General features: G+C 64.8%; 18 protein-coding genes. 5 read left to right on the top strand and 13 right to left on the bottom strand.

Annotation, left to right across the window (positions count from 1 at the left end):
- The first annotated feature begins 2 nt into the window (after positions 1-2).
- From trxA to GPT33_RS11535, 3 genes are all read left to right on the top strand, one after another.
- The gene (trxA, locus tag GPT33_RS11545; protein ID WP_007192251.1) at positions 3-329 is read left to right on the top strand and encodes a thioredoxin TrxA; all 327 of its coding nucleotides are present in this window, start codon (positions 3-5) and stop codon (positions 327-329) included.
- Positions 330-549: 220 nt separating this feature from the next.
- Positions 550-1,806: a transcription termination factor Rho gene (rho, locus tag GPT33_RS11540; protein ID WP_007192252.1), complete on the top strand. Its 1,257-nt coding sequence runs from the start codon at positions 550-552 to the stop codon at positions 1,804-1,806.
- A gap of 193 nt (positions 1,807-1,999) precedes the next feature.
- Positions 2,000-3,109, top strand: coding sequence for a hypothetical protein (locus GPT33_RS11535; RefSeq protein ID WP_296809019.1), 1,110 nt, complete (start codon positions 2,000-2,002; stop codon positions 3,107-3,109).
- Positions 3,110-3,150: 41 nt separating this feature from the next.
- On the opposite strand, the gene GPT33_RS11530 is transcribed toward GPT33_RS11535, so the two are convergent.
- Positions 3,151-3,363, bottom strand: a complete 213-nt coding sequence (locus tag GPT33_RS11530; protein ID WP_296809015.1) for a NapC/NirT family cytochrome c — start codon at positions 3,361-3,363, stop codon at positions 3,151-3,153.
- Between the two features lie 7 nt (positions 3,364-3,370).
- Positions 3,371-3,982, bottom strand: a complete 612-nt coding sequence (locus GPT33_RS11525; RefSeq protein WP_296809012.1) for a CIA30 family protein — start codon at positions 3,980-3,982, stop codon at positions 3,371-3,373.
- Positions 3,983-4,192: 210 nt separating this feature from the next.
- Here GPT33_RS11525 and GPT33_RS11520 point away from each other — a divergent pair, with 210 nt between their 5' ends.
- Entirely contained in the window at positions 4,193-4,717 is a 525-nt protein-coding gene (locus GPT33_RS11520) for a DUF192 domain-containing protein (protein WP_296809009.1), read from the top strand.
- 72 nt (positions 4,718-4,789) lie between these two features.
- On the opposite strand, the gene GPT33_RS11515 is transcribed toward GPT33_RS11520, so the two are convergent.
- The 11 genes from GPT33_RS11515 to GPT33_RS11465 all read right to left on the bottom strand — a co-directional run bounded on the left by GPT33_RS11515 (position 4,790) and on the right by GPT33_RS11465 (position 14,107).
- Positions 4,790-5,377 carry a Uma2 family endonuclease gene (locus tag GPT33_RS11515; RefSeq protein ID WP_296809006.1) on the bottom strand — a complete coding sequence of 196 codons (588 nt, stop codon included), beginning with the start codon at positions 5,375-5,377 and terminating at the stop codon, positions 4,790-4,792.
- Between the two features lie 47 nt (positions 5,378-5,424).
- On the bottom strand, positions 5,425-6,501 hold the full coding sequence (hisC, locus tag GPT33_RS11510; protein WP_296809004.1) for a histidinol-phosphate transaminase: 1,077 nt from the start codon (positions 6,499-6,501) through the stop codon (positions 5,425-5,427).
- A 101-nt stretch (positions 6,502-6,602) separates the two neighbouring features.
- Positions 6,603-7,931 (bottom strand): histidinol dehydrogenase, encoded by a 1,329-nt coding sequence (gene hisD, locus GPT33_RS11505; RefSeq protein WP_296809001.1) that lies wholly within the window; start codon positions 7,929-7,931, stop codon positions 6,603-6,605.
- 6 nt (positions 7,932-7,937) lie between these two features.
- The gene (hisG, locus tag GPT33_RS11500) at positions 7,938-8,654 is read right to left on the bottom strand and encodes an ATP phosphoribosyltransferase (protein ID WP_296808998.1); all 717 of its coding nucleotides are present in this window, start codon (positions 8,652-8,654) and stop codon (positions 7,938-7,940) included.
- Positions 8,655-8,685: 31 nt separating this feature from the next.
- The gene (gene murA, locus GPT33_RS11495) at positions 8,686-9,966 is read right to left on the bottom strand and encodes a UDP-N-acetylglucosamine 1-carboxyvinyltransferase (RefSeq protein WP_296808995.1); all 1,281 of its coding nucleotides are present in this window, start codon (positions 9,964-9,966) and stop codon (positions 8,686-8,688) included.
- A 390-nt stretch (positions 9,967-10,356) separates the two neighbouring features.
- Positions 10,357-10,671, bottom strand: coding sequence for an STAS domain-containing protein (locus GPT33_RS11490; protein ID WP_296808992.1), 315 nt, complete (start codon positions 10,669-10,671; stop codon positions 10,357-10,359).
- Complete coding sequence (locus GPT33_RS11485) at positions 10,668-11,285, bottom strand: ABC transporter substrate-binding protein (RefSeq protein WP_296808989.1); 618 nt, start codon at positions 11,283-11,285, stop codon at positions 10,668-10,670. The genes GPT33_RS11490 and GPT33_RS11485 overlap by 4 nt, the downstream gene beginning before the upstream one ends.
- Positions 11,285-11,749, bottom strand: a complete 465-nt coding sequence (gene mlaD, locus GPT33_RS11480) for an outer membrane lipid asymmetry maintenance protein MlaD (RefSeq protein WP_296808986.1) — start codon at positions 11,747-11,749, stop codon at positions 11,285-11,287. The genes GPT33_RS11485 and mlaD overlap by 1 nt, the downstream gene beginning before the upstream one ends.
- A gap of 5 nt (positions 11,750-11,754) precedes the next feature.
- Positions 11,755-12,537 (bottom strand): lipid asymmetry maintenance ABC transporter permease subunit MlaE, encoded by a 783-nt coding sequence (gene mlaE, locus GPT33_RS11475; protein WP_296808983.1) that lies wholly within the window; start codon positions 12,535-12,537, stop codon positions 11,755-11,757.
- The gene (locus tag GPT33_RS11470; protein WP_296808981.1) at positions 12,537-13,466 is read right to left on the bottom strand and encodes an ABC transporter ATP-binding protein; all 930 of its coding nucleotides are present in this window, start codon (positions 13,464-13,466) and stop codon (positions 12,537-12,539) included. The genes mlaE and GPT33_RS11470 overlap by 1 nt, the downstream gene beginning before the upstream one ends.
- 77 nt (positions 13,467-13,543) lie before the next feature.
- Positions 13,544-14,107, bottom strand: coding sequence for a hypothetical protein (locus tag GPT33_RS11465; protein ID WP_296808978.1), 564 nt, complete (start codon positions 14,105-14,107; stop codon positions 13,544-13,546).
- 158 nt (positions 14,108-14,265) lie between these two features.
- Here GPT33_RS11465 and GPT33_RS11460 point away from each other — a divergent pair, with 158 nt between their 5' ends.
- Positions 14,266-15,285, top strand: a complete 1,020-nt coding sequence (locus GPT33_RS11460; RefSeq protein ID WP_296808976.1) for a KpsF/GutQ family sugar-phosphate isomerase — start codon at positions 14,266-14,268, stop codon at positions 15,283-15,285.
- The last annotated feature ends 167 nt before the right edge of the window (positions 15,286-15,452 follow it).

Genomic DNA, 15,452 nt, shown 5'->3' with positions numbered 1-15,452 from the left:
CAGTGAGCGATAGCATCGTCCATGTGACCGATGATTCATTCGAAGACGAGGTTTTGAAATCCCTCGAACCCGTGCTCGTGGACTACTGGGCCGACTGGTGTGGACCCTGCAAGATGATCGCACCCGTGCTCGACGAGATCGCCGGGGAGTACGCCGGCCGCATCAAGGTCGCGAAGCTCAACATCGACGAGAACCCCAATACACCGCCGCGCTACGGAATTCGCGGCATCCCGACCCTGATGCTGTTCCGTCAGGGCGAGGTCGAAGCCACCAAGGTCGGGGCGGTGTCCAAGTCCCAACTGACGGCCTTCATCGACAGTAATCTCTAGAGGCCACCGGTAACGGCATCCGGTTCAAACTGCCGGCCGCCCCCGCGGACCGGAACCGACACCGGCACCCATGGCCACCGATCGACACTCCCGAGGGGCCGCCGCCAAGGCGCCCCGTCCCCGTAAAGCGACTACCCCCAACCGCGTTCCCCTGCAACACGGGCCCTGCCCCGGGGCGTTGCCGAACACCCCCTCACCTCCGCCGACGACAAAAAATGTGATGAACCTAACCGAATTAAAGAAAGCGCCCGTACCCGAGCTGGTCGCACTGGCCCAGTCGATGGAGATCGAAGGCGTCGGGCGGTCGCGCAAACAGGACCTGATCTTCGCCATCCTCAAGGCGCAGGCCAAACGCGGCGAGGACATTTACGGCGACGGGGTGCTCGAGATCCTGACCGACGGCTTCGGATTCCTGAGATCCGCTGACGCTTCTTATCTCGCCGGGCCGGACGACATCTATGTCTCCCCGAGCCAGATCCGCCGCTTCGCACTGCGCACCGGCGACACCATTTCCGGAAAGATTCGTCCGCCCAAGGACGGCGAGCGCTACTTCGCGCTGCTCAAGGTCAACGACATCAACTTCGACCGGCCCGAGAACGCCAAGTCGAAGATCCTCTTCGAGAACTTCACGCCGCTGTTCGCCAACAAGCGGCTTACCCTCGAGATCGGCAACGGCAGCACCGAGGACATCACGGCGCGGACCATCGATCTGGTGGCCCCCATCGGCAAGGGCCAGCGCGGACTCATCGTCTCGCCGCCCAAGGCCGGTAAAACCATGATGTTGCAGAACATCGCCCAATCGATCGGACACAATCATCCGGATTGCTACCTGATCGTGCTGTTGATCGACGAGCGCCCGGAAGAGGTCACCGAGATGGCCCGCTCGGTGCGCGGCGAGGTCATCTCATCGACCTTCGACGAGCCCGCGACACGTCACGTGCAGGTCGCCGAGATGGTCATCGAGAAGGCCAAGCGGCTGGTCGAGCACAAGCGCGACGTGGTCATCCTGCTCGACTCCATCACCCGACTCGCGCGCGCCTACAACACGGTGGTGCCCTCCTCCGGCAAGGTGCTCACGGGTGGTGTGGACGCCAACGCACTGCAACGCCCCAAGCGCTTCTTCGGTGCCGCGCGCAACGTCGAGGAAGGCGGCAGCCTGACCATCCTGGCGACCGCCCTGGTGGACACCGGCTCGCGCATGGACGACGTCATCTACGAGGAGTTCAAGGGAACGGGCAACATGGAGATCCACATGGATCGGCGCATCGCCGAGCGCCGCATCTTCCCCGCCATCAATATCAACCGCTCCGGCACACGCCGCGAAGAGCTGCTGATGAACCCGGCGGAGCTCCAGAAGATGTGGATCCTGCGCAAGATTCTGCACCCGATGGACGAGCTCGCCGCGATGGAATTCCTGCACGATAAGCTCAAGGCGACCAAGACCAACGACGAGTTCTTCTCCTCCATGAAGGGTTAAACCGCGTCTCGGTGCAACATGCATCGCTCCGAGTCAGTCCGCCGGCCTTGCGCGCGCCAACGAGCAACGCAGTTGACGCGGTTTAAGTCTCTTTTCTCTTTATTTCTAAACCGCGTCCAGCTCGAATCTCGCAGGATCCACCCGACGGCAATCCCAGTCTCGATCTCAATGTCCGCTCGGGACGCGGTTTAGCATGTACGCACCGAAGCCGATGCGTCCGCTCTGGCCGCCGCGCCTCAAGCGGGACAAGCCCCGCAAGTCCGGACGCACCGAGGATGCCAGGCGTCAGCCGCGAATCCCGCTCACGCATCATGAGATCCTGGCACTTGCGGAGCCCTTCACCCGCCGCGGGCGACATGTCGATCTCGCGGGGAGTGACCGACTGGCGCGCCGTATCGTCTTTAGACCAACAGAGCACCCGGGCATGCAGGATGGCCCGGGCGGACTGGCCGAGACGCTTGTTCTTGAAAATCCGGGTCGACAACACTTCCGTCTGACCCGGACGCTGACCGACGCGGCAGGTCGAGTCGCGACCCTTCGCAGCGACGGGCCTGACCCGAAGGTGCTGATCGAGCGGATCGATGCAGTGGATCCGAGGCGTCAGTTCCCCGGGCTCGGCGGTGTGCGGGTGGCCTGCAGCTATCGCATCGAGGTCGACCCAGGCACCGACGGGGGCTCGAACGGGGCGGTGCGTCTCGTCTTTCTGCGCGCCTTCACGGACCTCGACGGGGTCGGCATCGAGCTCGACGCACAGGTCGGACATGGGATGCCTGCCGAGATCCGGCTCCTTGCGACCCCGCAGCGCTCGATCCGTCCACCGGAGGATCTGCTGGCGGTCTTGGGATGGGCGTGGCGGTCCTTGCGTCCGTTCGACAGGGGTTGGCGCGCCCATCTGCGCATCCCGGCTGCCGAGCCGGCGCGCACGCCGGATGTGGAAGCCAAGCTTGCGCGGAGCTTGGGGCATCTCGTCGCGACACTCGGCACTCCGCCCGTCGACTTTCACCGGACCTGGCTGCTGCAGCGCTGGTTCGCACTGGCGCGACGCACACTCGGACTCATGACGATCGCCGGCCTCTTGGCCATCGGTCCGGGGATTCTGCTGTTCGGCGCCCCGGAAGGCTCGCCGCTGCGCCTCTTGTCGTTCGTGGTGCCCGCGCTCCTGATCCTCGTCCTGATCGCGCGCCACGAGACTCCGAGCCTGAAGGTCACACCGCTGCCGCGGCCCTTGCCTGCCGACGCCTGGACGCCGATTCCCCGAGATGCCCGCAACGACATCTCCGACGACCTCCACGCGTCAGCGTAGGCTGAGCAGATAGGCCACCAGGTCGGCGAGCTCCTGCTCGGTCAGGTTGGCCGCGGGTTGCGCCCGCCATGGACGTCCTGATCGTAAGCCAAGGCGAAGGGTTCCATGGAGTGACAGGTCGTACAAAAATCACGGCCGGAGGTCGCCTGGACCGCGCCCTCGATCAGGATCCAGCCCCCGGTCATCAGAATGCCGACGGACAGCAGGCCGAGCACACCCAGAGTGGTCAGGAGCCATTTCCGCTTGGTTGTCATGGGAGGATCATTCCCTCTTCAGACGATAGAAGCCGACCTCGGCAACACAGACATCGGCGTGAAAGACACGACCGATGCCCAGGATCCCGAGCTTGGTCAGTCGACGGGTATCGAGCCGCTGGACCAGCCGATGCGGCTCGAAGGACTCGAAGGGCAGATGCACCTCGCGCCACTCGGGTCCGGCAACGAAGGTGGCGCGATAGGACTGCCAAGGCAGAAGGGTTGCCGTGGATTTGAGATGGAGGTTGTAGCCCTCGCGGTTGCCGTGCACCAGGAGCCGAACCCCGTCGAACGCGCTCGCATCCAACCCGGTCTCGGGACCACCCGGCGGGGTCAGATCCAACATCGCCTGAACGAAACCGCCGTTGTTCGCCAGACTGACCTCGCCGGCGAGACAAAGCGCCTGCCGCCCATCCACGACACGCCGCTTGATGGCCCCCTCCGAGCGCCCGCCCATGACCTGATCGGTTACGGCTCGCCACGGCGTACCCAGTGCCGAGAGACCGTCCGCACGGGAGAAATCGTCGATCAGCCCCCCGTCCGCGAGGGATGGATTGAGGATAGCGAGCATGAGCAGCAACCCCGCGATGATGGAACCGAGAGAGCAACCTTTGTACATTTAAACCGCGTCCAGAGCGAGATGCTAAATTTTCGAGTGAGTTCGACGTTATGGTGCATCCACGGCCCTTAGCGGGGACGCGGTTTAAATTTGAATATTTTGTAATATCTTAAACCGCGCCGGCTCCAGCGGCCGTCAAGTCTGCCGGGGTCGATCCCATCCTAAAACATCGCCTACCGCGCCGGGCGCGGTTTAACCGTTCAACGATAGATGATCCTGGACATCACGCAACCGGATGACCCCATGATGGCCCGACCGAGCACTCTCCATCTCGTCCTCCCGGCCGCCGCTGCGGCCCTTTGGCTCGCCATGACGCTCGCCATCGGGGATACACCGGCGAGCGAGCCCCAATACCTTCCGATCTCGGCCAAGGCCGAGGTGGGCTCGGAAACCATCCTGCTGGAGGTCGCGCGTACGCCGCAGGAGCGCGCACTCGGCCTCATGTTCAGACCGGCCCTTGCAGACGATCGCGGGATGCTGTTCCCCGCCGACCCCTCGCGCCCGATCCGGATGTGGATGAAGAACGTCCCGGTCGCGCTCGACCTGATCTTCATGTACGAGGGCCGGGTCGTGGCAGTGGCCGAGCAGGTGCCGCCCTGCCTCGATGCCTCCTGTCCGAGCTACGGCCCCTTCAAGCGAGCGGTCGATCAGGTGCTCGAGCTGCGCGCGGGGCGCGCTGCGGAGTTGGGTCTGAGCGCGGGTGATCCGATTCGAATCGAGGACATTGCTCCATAGGTCAGGAATACTGCCACATCGTCGTCCGGTCGCTTCGAGGCAGTCCGGGTGATGCTGTACCGGTGAGTCTACTCAATCGTCCCCCTGCTCGAAATCCACCTTATCGTAGATCTCCCGCATCGCGACCCGGCACCCGAGAGAGGCGAAGACCACCTCCGCATCGAGACCCTCGGTCTCGCCCAACACCCAGCGGCCGTCGGGCTGGCGCGTAAAGAGCTCGACCAGCGGCTGATCCTGGCTGACCAGGACGTATTCTTCGAGGCTCGGCAGTCGGCGGTAGGTCGCGAACTTGCCGCCGCGATCGTAGGCTTCGGTCGATGCGGACAGAACCTCGACGATCAGCGCCGGGTTCAGCAGCACATCCTGTCGATCGTCGTGAAAACGAGGCGGTTCGCAGAGTACCGTCAGATCCGGATACTTCCCGGCGTTCGCCGACTCGATGCGGACCCGCATGTCGCTCGGCAGCACGTGACAGGGTCTGTCCTTGAGCCGGGCGCGCAGCTCGCTTCCCAGATTAAGCACGATGAGGTTGTGATTGAAGGAGGCGCCCGTCATCGCGAACACCTCGCCGTTCACATACTCATGCTTGACGTCGCGACCCGCGCGCTCGGCAGCGAGGTAGTCCTCGAATCCATACTGCGGTTGGGTCTTCAGCGTCATCGATCTCGCCCCGTTCGGAGATGCTGGACCGCCTGATCCGTCACAGGCTACAAAAGCCGAGTCAGAGCACTCAGAAAGGCAGCGTTCTCCTCGGTCCGACCGACCGTCACCCGCAGACACTCATCCAGCATGGGGTGCGCGCCGTTGAGGTTCTTGATCAAGATACCCTGATCCTTCAGCCCGTTGAAGATGGTGTCGGCGCGATCCTCGCCGACACGCAACAAGATGAAATTGGCCTCGCTCGGATAGGCGTGGACGCCGTTCAGGGTCGAGAGCGCGATCTGGAGACGCTGACGCTCGGCTCGAATCATCCGCGCCTGCTCGTCGAGAAGCGGTTTGTGCTTCAGTGCGAAGGCCGCGGATGCCTGGGTCAAGACGTTGATGTTGTAGGGCAGGCGCACCTTGTCGATCTGCTCGAGCCAGGCCTGCGGACCGACCAGATAACCCAGTCGGATCCCGGCCAGTCCCATCTTCGAGACCGTGCGCATGACCAGGAGGTTCTGCCAGTCACCGAGGAGCCCCAGGAAACTGCAATCGGTGAAGGGCGCATAGGCCTCGTCGACGATGACCAGGCCGGGCGCCGCCTCGATGATGCGCACCATGTCGTCGGCATCGAAGCGATTGCCGGTCGGGTTGTTCGGATAGGCTAGATAAACCAATGCCGGCTGCTCGCGCTCGATAGCGTCGAGCATGACCGGCAGATCGATCGAGAAGTCGTCCGGGCGCAAGGGCACGCCGACATAGTCCATACCGGCGAAGCGGGCGATCATGCGGTACATGACGAAGCCCGGGTCGAGCGACAGGACCTTGCGTCCGGGCTGGGCGACGGCAAGGGCGAGCATCTGGATCAACTCGTCCGACCCGTTACCCAGGAGCAAGCCCATGTCCGACGGAATGGCCATTGCCTGGCGCAAGGCCGCCTGGGCCGCCCCGCCCTGCGGGTCCGGATAGCGGTTCAGGGCGAGCTCGCGCAGGACCTCGAGCCACTCTGCCTTGAGTGCCTCGGGCCAACCGTAGGGGTTCTCCATGGCATCGAGCTTCACCAGTCCCGCGGGGTCCGGGACGTGGTAGGCCGTCAAGGCACGGATATCGGGACGAATGAGCTGGCTGATCAGGTCATGCATGGGAGTCTCGCGAAGATCCTAAACCGCGCTCGGCGCGGTATGCGATGTTTTCGGATGGGAGCGGCCCCGGCAGACTTGACGACCGTTGGAGCCGGCGCGGTTTAGGACAAATCCGGCTCGGCCGGCGACCGCACCTCGCCGCGATATTCGGCCGAGCGTGCATGTGCGGTGAGCCCCTCCCCTCTGGCCAACACCGAAGCGGTCTTGGCCAGCTGCGCCGCACCGGCAGCCGAGGCCATGATGAGGCTCGAACGCTTCTGGAAGTCGTAGACACCCAGCGGGGATGAAAAGCGCGCCGTGCGCGAGGTCGGCAACACATGGTTCGGCCCGGCGCAATAGTCACCGACCGCCTCGGCGGTGTAGCGCCCCATGAAGATGGCGCCGGCGTGGCGGATCCGGCCCACGATGGCCTGCGGGTCCGCGACCGACAGCTCTAGATGCTCGGGCGCGATCCGGTTGGCGACTGCGACGGCATCGTCCAGGTCACGTGCCAGGATCATCGCCCCGCGCCCGCGTAAGGCGGTCGCGATAATCGTTTCCCGCTCCATGGTCGGCAGCAACCGTTCGACACTCGTAGCGACCCGATTCAGGAAATCCGCGTCCCAGCTCACCAGGATGGATTGGGCGTCTTCGTCGTGCTCGGCCTGCGAGAAGAGGTCCATGGCGATCCAATCCGGATCGGTCCCGCCGTCGCAGACGACCAGGATCTCGGAGGGACCGGCGACCATGTCGATCCCGACCTGCCCGAAGACCGCGCGTTTGGCCGTGGCCACATAGATGTTGCCGGGCCCGACGATCTTGTCGACACCGGGGATGGTCTCGGTCCCGAAGGCGAGCGCGGCGACCGCCTGTGCCCCGCCGACGGCGAAGGCGCGATCCGTTCCGGCGATATGGGCCGCGGCCAGGACCAGCTCGTTGAGCTCCCCGTCCGGTGTGGGCACGACCATGATGAGTTCGCCGACGCCGGCGACCTTGGCCGGGATGGCGTTCATGAGGACCGAAGAGGGATAGGCCGCCTTGCCGCCGGGCACATAGAGCCCGACCCGATCCAGGGGCGTGACCTGCTGCCCCAGCAGGGTCCCGTCGGCCTCGGTGTAGCTCCAGCTCTCGAGCCTCTGATGCTCGGCATAGGCGCGGATGCGGGCGGCGGCCGTCTGCAGGGCGTCGCGCTGCGCGTTGGGTATGCGACCCCAGGCCGTTTCAAGTCGCGCCCGCGGGATCTCCAGATCGGCGGCGCAGGCGGGTGTCCAGCGGTCGAAGCGCGTCGTGTAGTCGAGCAGTGCGGCATCGCCGCGCGTGCGCAAGTCGCGGATGATATCGGCCACCGTCTGCTGGACCCGGTCGTCCGAGACCGAATCCCATGCGAGCAGTGCGTCCAAGTCGGATTGGAAAGCGGGGTCCGTGGTCGAAAGACGTCTGATGGTGCTCATGGATGCTCAGCTCCCCGGCCCACGCGACCGGTCCGATCGGGTTTGGGCAGATTGGGTTGGTGCCGATTGGTTTGGTGCGGATCGGCCTGCAACGGCCTCGCGCAGTGCGCCCAGCAAGGACGTCACCGCGGCATGTTTCATCTTCCAGGAGGCCTTGTTGACCACCAGGCGCGAGCTGATGTCGGCGATGTGCTCGAGCGGGACCAGCCCGTTGGCCTTCAGGGTGTTGCCGCTCTCCACCAAATCGACGATCCGATCGGACAGATGGACCAAGGGAGCCAGCTCCATCGAGCCGTAGAGCTTGATGATCTCGACCTGCTCGCCCTTGGAGGCGTAATAGCGCTCGGCGCTCTTCACGTATTTGGTCGCGATGCGAAGCCGCCGTGTCGTGGGTGCCGCCACATCCGGCAGACCGGCGACCATCAGTCGGCAGCGTGCGATACCGAGGTCGAGCGGCTCGTAGAGCCCTTCGCCGCCGTGCTCGAGCAGCACATCCTTGCCCGACACGCCCAGATCCGCGGCGCCATATTGGACATAGGTCGGTACGTCGCTCGCGCGAATGATGAGAAAGCGCACGTGCGCCATGTTGGTCTCGAGGATCAGCTTGCGGCTGGTCTCGGGGTCTTCGAGCGGCTCGATCCCGGCATGCGCCAAGAGCGGCAGGGTCTCGTCGAAGATCCGGCCCTTGGAGAGCGCGATGGTAAGCGGCGTGTCGAAACTCATGATGTCGCTGTCCTTTTGGCGCCTGAAGCCCCTATCGGTTCGTACCTGCACCCGCACCCGGGGTCCGGCGAATCGCCGCGCCCAAGGCCGAGAGCTTTGCCTCGATGTTGTCATAACCGCGGTCGAGGTGATAGATGCGGTCGATCAGCGTCTCGCCCGAGGCGACCAGGCCCGCCAAGACCAGGCCGGCCGAGGCGCGCAAATCGGTCGCCATGACGGGCGCGGCGGTCAGACGCTCCACGCCCCGGCAGATGGCCACGTTGCCCTCGATGCGGATGTCGGCACCCATGCGCTGCAGCTCCAGGACATGCATGAAGCGGTTCTCGAAGATGGTCTCGGTGATGGTCCCGACCCCTTCGGCAATGCTGTTCAGGGCGCAGAATTGGGCCTGCATGTCGGTCGGAAACGCCGGATGCGGCGCCGTGTGGATGTCGACGGCGCGCGGGCGTCTGCCCTGCATGTCGAGCTGGATCCAATCCGTGCCGACCTCGATCGCGGCGCCGGACTCGCGCAGCTTCTGGAGCACGGCATCCAGACAATCCGGCCTGGTGTGGGTGACCGTGATACAGCCTCCGGTCATGGCTGCACCGACCAGGAAGGTTCCGGTCTCGATGCGATCGGGCATGACCTCGTAGGTGCCGCCGCCGAGGCGGTCCACGCCCTGCACATAAATCCGATCGGTTCCGGCGCCCTCGATCTGCGCACCCAAGGCGATCAGGAAATCGGCGAGATCGATCACCTCGGGCTCGCGCGCCGCATTCTCGATCACCGTCTCGCCCTTCGCCAGGGTCGCGGCCATGAGCAAATTCTCGGTACCCGTGACCGAGACCATATCCATCACCAGACGCGCGCCGTGCAGGCGTTGCGCACGCGCACGGATGTAGCCGCTCTCGACATGGATCTCCGCGCCCATGGCGCGCAGCCCGTCGATATGTAGGTTGACCGGCCGCGCACCGATCGCACATCCGCCGGGCAAGGAGACGTCGGCCTGACCGTAGCGCGCGAGCAGCGGTCCGAGCACCAGGATCGATGCGCGCATGGTCTTCACGAGCTCGTAGGGCGCCGCGAAGCTGGTCAGCTCGCGGGGTTGCACCTCGACCCGGCATCCGTCTTCGAGCGACAAGGAAGCACCCATGCGTCCGAGCAGCTCCAACGTGGTTCTGATATCGCGTAGGCTCGGGATGTTGCCGAGTGTGACCGGCGCATCGGCCAGGAGCGTGGCGGCGAGGATCGGCAAGGCGGCGTTTTTCGCGCCGGACGCGCGAACTTGGCCCTGCAACGGGGCACCGCCTGTGATGAGAAGCTTATCCATGAAGACCTTAAACCGCGCCCAGAGCGGTATGCGATGTATTTGGATGGGATCGGCCCCGGCAGACTTGATGACCGCCGGCGTTGGCGCGGTTTAAGATATTAAAAAATATAATCATTTTAACCCGCGTCCCCGCCAAGAGCGATAGAGACATAAAACGTCGAATTCACTCGAAAGTGAGCCTCTCGCTCTGGACGCGGTTTCGTTGAGCACCGAATCCAACCGTGGCAGAGGTAATCTCTCTTCGAGTTGTTTTACTTCATTTTTGAACCGTTCCTTTGGAGTTGAAGGCCCTCCTCAAACGGTTGGGTGACGGGGTCGGCGGCGGGACCGCACGGCACCCGTCGTCGGGGCAAAGCCATCCGGCCATCGACCCCGGGCGGCGCCGGAGCCTCAGCGACCGATGGCGGATGCCATGGGCAAGAGTGTGGCGAGGTTCGATACGGCAGCAATCCGCTCCAGCGAATCCGGCAGGTTCCGATAGGTCACCCGGGCGCCGCGCGCACGGGCAACGTCCAGCCACTCCAGCAAGAGGGCGAGGCCGGCGCTGTTCGCCGACTCCACGCCGGCGAGGTCGATATCGACCGAGGCATCGCGTTTGAACAAGGCAATTCCGCTCACGGCGATACGGTTGACCGTCGAGAAGTCCAATACGCCGTCAAGAGAGTAACGCCCCTTGCCGAGGGGCGTCAGTCGCGCTTCCTTCATTCGCGCGTCCGGGTGTTCATCTCGCCGAGCTTGGCGATCAGACCGTCGATCCCGCCTTGGCGGATCTCGTTGGAGAAACTCGTGCGGTAGTTCCCGACCAGGCTCGCGTTGTTGATGACCACGTCGTAGACCTTCCAGCCTCCGGCGTTGTTGTGCATCCGATAGTCGACCGGGATCGGCGCGGAACCGGGCGAGAGGATCTCGGTGGAGACGGTCACGGTGGACGCCTGGCGACCCGGCTTGATCGGCAGGTAGCGGATCTCTTCGCCCGAATAGCTCAGGATCGAGCGCGCATAGGTGCGGATCAGGACCTGCTTGAAGCCGTTGACCAGTGCGCGCTGCTGCGCCGGGGTCGCATCGCGCCAAGACTGACCGACCGCGCCTTGCGTGATGCGCTCGAAATCGAAATGCGGGGCGACCCCGCTTTCGATCATCCCGAAGATCAGCGAAGGATCGCGGTCGACCTCCGAGCGACGCGCTTCGAGCGTCTTCAGCATGTTCTCGGTGGTCCGCTTGACCAAGGCCGTCGCGTCATCGGCATAGGCGAAGGATGCACTCGTCCAGAGCAGACCGAGCAGCGCAAAAACAAGAAAGAAGGAACGTCGATACGGCATTAGTCACCTCCGGCTTTACTGAATAGGAATTGTCCGATCATCTGCTCCAGGATCAGGGCCGACTGGGTGTGGGCGATCTCGTCGCCGTCGCCCAGATACTCCATGCTCCCGCCCGGCTCGAGGGCGATGTACTGTTCCCCGAGCAGACCGGCGGTGAAGATGTTCGCGAAGGTATCGTCAGGAATGGTATCCGTAGCCGCATCGATGCGCATGGTCACCACCGCCTCGTAGGTGTCCTTGTCGAAGGTCACCGCCTCGACGCGCCCGACGCGCACCCCGGCCATGCTCACCGGCGACCGCGCCTTCAGGCTGCCGACGTTGGAGAAGCGGGCGGTCAAGCGATAGCCGTCGCTGTTGACCGCCGCACTCAGGTTGCTGACCTGCATCGCCAGGAAGAACAGGGCCACGAAGCCCACCGCCATGAAGAGGCCGACCAAGATCTCGATGCCGCGTTGTTTTCCCATAGCCATCACTCCCCGAACATCAAGGCCGTCAAGACGAAATCGAGTCCAAGCACCGCAAGTGCGGCGTGGACCACAGAGCGCGTCGTCGCGCGGCTCACGCCCTCGGACGTCGGGACCGAGTCGTGTCCTTGAAACAGCGCGATCCAGGTCACCACGACACCGAAAACGACGCTCTTGATCACGCCGTTGACGATATCCTCGTGGAAGTCGACCTTTGACTGCATCTGACTCCAGAAGGATCCCGAATCTACGCCGAGCAGACCGACACCGACGAAATAGCCGCCGAGCACACCGACCGCGCTGAACATGGCCGCAAGCAGCGGCATCGCGAGCACGCCTCCGAAGAAGCGCGGGGTCAGGATGCGGCGCACCGGATCGACCGCCATCATCTCCAGACCCGAGAGCTGCTCGGTTGCCTTCATCAGGCCGATCTCGGCAGTCAGGGCAGAGCCGGCACGCCCGGCCACAAGAAGGGCCGTGACCACCGGACCGAGTTCGCGCACCAACGAGGCCGCGACCATGACGCCGAGGCTCTCCGCCGCCCCGAACTGGGCGAGCACGTAATAACCCTGCAGACCCAGCACCATGCCGACAAACAACCCGGACACCCCGATGATCAGCATCGAGAGCACGCCGATATTGAAGAGCTGCGCAATCAGCAGACCCGGACGTCGCAGGATCTCGCCGATGCCCAGCACCATGCCGGCGAGCAGCAGATGAGCGCGACCGAGTCGCTCGAGCGCGCCGAGCCCGCTGCGTCCCAGTCGCGCCAAGCCGTCCAGAAGCATCAGGCGGCACCCCGCGGCAACAGATCGTCCGCCAAGGGCGGCGCCGGATAGTGGAAGTGCACGGGGCCGTCCGGCAGTCCGTCCATGAACTGACGCACCCAGGCCGAGCGGTCCGCGGCGATCTCCCGCGGCGTCCCCTGCGCGATGACCTCCCCGTGCGAAATCACGTAAAGGTGATCGGCGATCCTCGCCGTCTCGTCCACGTCGTGGGACACCAGGATGCTCGTCAGACCGGCGGCGTCGTTGAGCTGTCGGATCAGGGTCACCAGCATGCCTTTGGAGATGGGATCCTGACCCGTGAAGGGCTCGTCGTAGAGGATGATGTCGGGATCCAAAGCAATCGCGCGTGCCAGGGCGACGCGGCGAGCCATCCCGCCCGAGAGCTCGCTCGGCATCAGGTCACGCGCGCCGCGCAGACCGACCGCCTCGAGCTTCAGCAGGACGAGCTTGCGCAGCATCGAGGGGCCGAGGTCCGTATGCTCGCGCAGCGGATAGGCGACGTTGTCGAAGACATTCAGGTCGGTCAGAAGAGCGCCGCTTTGAAACAGCATTCCCATCCGCCGACGCAGCCGGAACAACGCTGATTTTCCCAGCGTGTGAACGGGCTGGCCGTCGACCTCGATGCTGCCGGCATCGGGGCGCAGCTGCCCGGTGATCAGTTTGAGCAGGGTCGTTTTCCCCGTGCCGCTCGGCCCCATGACGGCCGTAACGGCGCCGCGACGGATATCCATGTCGACTCGGTGGAGCACGACCTGCGTGCCGCGGCGGAACGAAAGGCCGCGAATCTTAACCAAAACCTCACCGCCGGGACGCGGGCCGTTATCCGGCGAAGTGCCGGAGCGTGCAGCATCGGGGGTCGCCGCGGGCTCGGATGAGCCGACCGCGGGGACTGCGGCGGGACGCGTCGCTCGGGGGCGTCGACTTCCCATAGATCGTATCGCTGTCGGCGCGGGTGGAAAACACGCCATTTTGGCGGGCTCGTGCCGGAGCGTCAACCGCCGGAGCGTCAACTTAGGCCAAGTAACTCCACGAGGGACTGCCAGCGTTGGACATCCTCGAACCGCGCTCTGCCCATCAAAGCGAGCGCGGGTCGACCTCGGGCGGCCGCCGCAAGCTCCTCCAGCCAGCCGCGAGCCGCGCGCAAGTCGTTATCGAGCCCCGCGGGCACCTCGCAAGCGAGGGCCGACGCGTGCGACTCCGCCGCAGCCGATACGGAGCCGAGCAGCACATGTACGGTCTCGGGAAGGTCGCCTTCGCCGCCTTGATCCGGGCGCAGGGTCCAGCCGCCGAAATGCTCGCCCAGAAGCCTTTGAGCCTCGGCACACCCCGGCTCAGCCATCCCACGCTTCCCGACGTGGAGATAGAATGCAAATGAAGCCGGCACATCGCGACTCCATTGCGCGATGCGCCCCGCATCGGCGCGTCCCCAGACATCAGTGTCGAGCGCAACGGCCTCAAGCGCGTTGGCGAAGTAGGTCAACCGCCAGTCCTCGGGGAGGTCGTCGGGGTAGAAGTCGGCGTCGCCGGGCGACGGATCCCAGCCGGTTCGAACGGGTAGAATGCGACTCATGCTCGCGATGTCACTCCGGTTTGTCTTGCGCCCCGGCGCAGCGCTGCCGCACCCAGCCGGGGCGATCGCCCCGCGGGACACCGGGGCGCTCATTGGTGTATTTTGCATCGCGCGGTTGCCGATGCGCGAAACGGCGCGATGGAGGACCTTGGACCAGCATGACAGATCGACGCAGACTCGGCAGCCCGCCGGTTGAGCTCGCGCTTGGCGAATCGGCCGAGATCAAGGCGCTCGGGCGCGCCGTCATCGAGACCGAGGCCGCGTCGGTCACCGCCTTGGCCGAGCGGATCGACGACGATTTCGTGGCCGCGTGCCGCTACATGCTGGCCTGCGAGGGCCGCATCGTCGTCCTCGGCATGGGTAAGTCGGGCCACATCGGCGGGAAGATCGCGGCGACCCTGGCGAGCACCGGCAGCCCCGCCTTCTTCGTGCATCCGGGCGAGGCCAGTCACGGCGACCTCGGCATGATTACGCCCCGCGACGTGGTCCTGGCCCTGTCCAACTCGGGGGAAACGGCCGAGCTGCTGATGCTGCTGCCCTTGCTCAAGCGGCTCGGCGTGCCCCTGATCAGCATGACCGGCAAGCCCAAGTCGACCTTGGCGCGAGAGGCCGATGTCCATCTCGACGTGAGCGTTGCAAGCGAGGCCTGTCCGCTCGGCCTCGCCCCGACCTCGAGCACCACCGCAACCCTGGTGATGGGCGATGCCCTGGCCATCGCCCTGCTCGAGAGCCGCGGCTTCACCGCCGAGGACTTCGCCCGCTCCCATCCGGCCGGCAGTCTCGGACGCCGTCTGCTGCTGCACGTCGGCGATGTCATGCACCGCGACGAGCAACTGCCGTCGGTTCCTCTGGGCACAACCCTGCGCGCGACTCTGGAAGAGATGTCCCGCAAAGGTTTGGGCATGAGCGCCGTCGTCGACGACGAGGGCCGCCTTGCCGGGATCTTCACCGACGGCGATCTACGACGCTCACTCGACCGCGGGATCGACGTCCATCGCACCGCCATCGACACCGTACTGACCCCCAACTGCATCACGATCAAGGCCGACGCCCTCGCCGCCGAGGCCCTGCGCCTTATGGAGTCGCGATCCATCAACGCGCTGCTGGTCATCGACAACACAGGTCGACCCGTCGGCGCACTGAACATGCACGATTTGCTGCGCGCCGGGGTCATGTGAGGAAGCCGCCAGCCGCCAGCCAAAGGCTGATAGGTGACGATTCAGAAACAAGGTGAACGCCTTGATGAATACGTAGGATGGGTAGAGCGAAGCGAAACCCATCCTCCAAACCGCCGCGTTGCCGGGTGTCGGTCCGATGCGCTTGGCGCGGGCTGGATGGGTTTCGC

Source organism: Thiocapsa sp., assembly GCF_011390875.1.
In the GTDB taxonomy this organism is placed as follows: Bacteria; Pseudomonadota; Gammaproteobacteria; order Chromatiales; family Chromatiaceae; genus Thiocapsa.
The sequence above is the reverse complement of the archived record's forward strand: the minus strand, read 5'-3'. Positions and strand labels throughout refer to the sequence as shown.

Bases quoted from the DNA above. Each gene is read 5' to 3' on its own strand.
- rho (WP_007192252.1), top strand. From the start codon at position 550: ATGAACCTAACCGAATTAAAGAAAGCGCCCGTACCCGAGCTGGTCGCA.
- GPT33_RS11535 (WP_296809019.1), top strand. From the start codon at position 2,000: ATGTACGCACCGAAGCCGATGCGTCCGCTCTGGCCGCCGCGCCTCAAG.
- GPT33_RS11530 (WP_296809015.1), bottom strand. From the start codon at position 3,363: ATGACAACCAAGCGGAAATGGCTCCTGACCACTCTGGGTGTGCTCGGC.
- GPT33_RS11525 (WP_296809012.1), bottom strand. From the start codon at position 3,982: ATGTACAAAGGTTGCTCTCTCGGTTCCATCATCGCGGGGTTGCTGCTC.
- GPT33_RS11520 (WP_296809009.1), top strand. From the start codon at position 4,193: ATGATCCTGGACATCACGCAACCGGATGACCCCATGATGGCCCGACCG.
- GPT33_RS11515 (WP_296809006.1), bottom strand. From the start codon at position 5,377: ATGACGCTGAAGACCCAACCGCAGTATGGATTCGAGGACTACCTCGCT.
- hisC (WP_296809004.1), bottom strand. From the start codon at position 6,501: ATGCATGACCTGATCAGCCAGCTCATTCGTCCCGATATCCGTGCCTTG.
- hisD (WP_296809001.1), bottom strand. From the start codon at position 7,931: ATGAGCACCATCAGACGTCTTTCGACCACGGACCCCGCTTTCCAATCC.
- hisG (WP_296808998.1), bottom strand. From the start codon at position 8,654: ATGAGTTTCGACACGCCGCTTACCATCGCGCTCTCCAAGGGCCGGATC.
- murA (WP_296808995.1), bottom strand. From the start codon at position 9,966: ATGGATAAGCTTCTCATCACAGGCGGTGCCCCGTTGCAGGGCCAAGTT.
- GPT33_RS11490 (WP_296808992.1), bottom strand. From the start codon at position 10,671: ATGAAGGAAGCGCGACTGACGCCCCTCGGCAAGGGGCGTTACTCTCTT.
- GPT33_RS11485 (WP_296808989.1), bottom strand. From the start codon at position 11,285: ATGCCGTATCGACGTTCCTTCTTTCTTGTTTTTGCGCTGCTCGGTCTG.
- mlaD (WP_296808986.1), bottom strand. From the start codon at position 11,749: ATGGGAAAACAACGCGGCATCGAGATCTTGGTCGGCCTCTTCATGGCG.
- mlaE (WP_296808983.1), bottom strand. From the start codon at position 12,537: ATGCTTCTGGACGGCTTGGCGCGACTGGGACGCAGCGGGCTCGGCGCG.
- GPT33_RS11470 (WP_296808981.1), bottom strand. From the start codon at position 13,466: ATGGGAAGTCGACGCCCCCGAGCGACGCGTCCCGCCGCAGTCCCCGCG.
- GPT33_RS11465 (WP_296808978.1), bottom strand. From the start codon at position 14,107: ATGAGTCGCATTCTACCCGTTCGAACCGGCTGGGATCCGTCGCCCGGC.
- GPT33_RS11460 (WP_296808976.1), top strand. From the start codon at position 14,266: ATGACAGATCGACGCAGACTCGGCAGCCCGCCGGTTGAGCTCGCGCTT.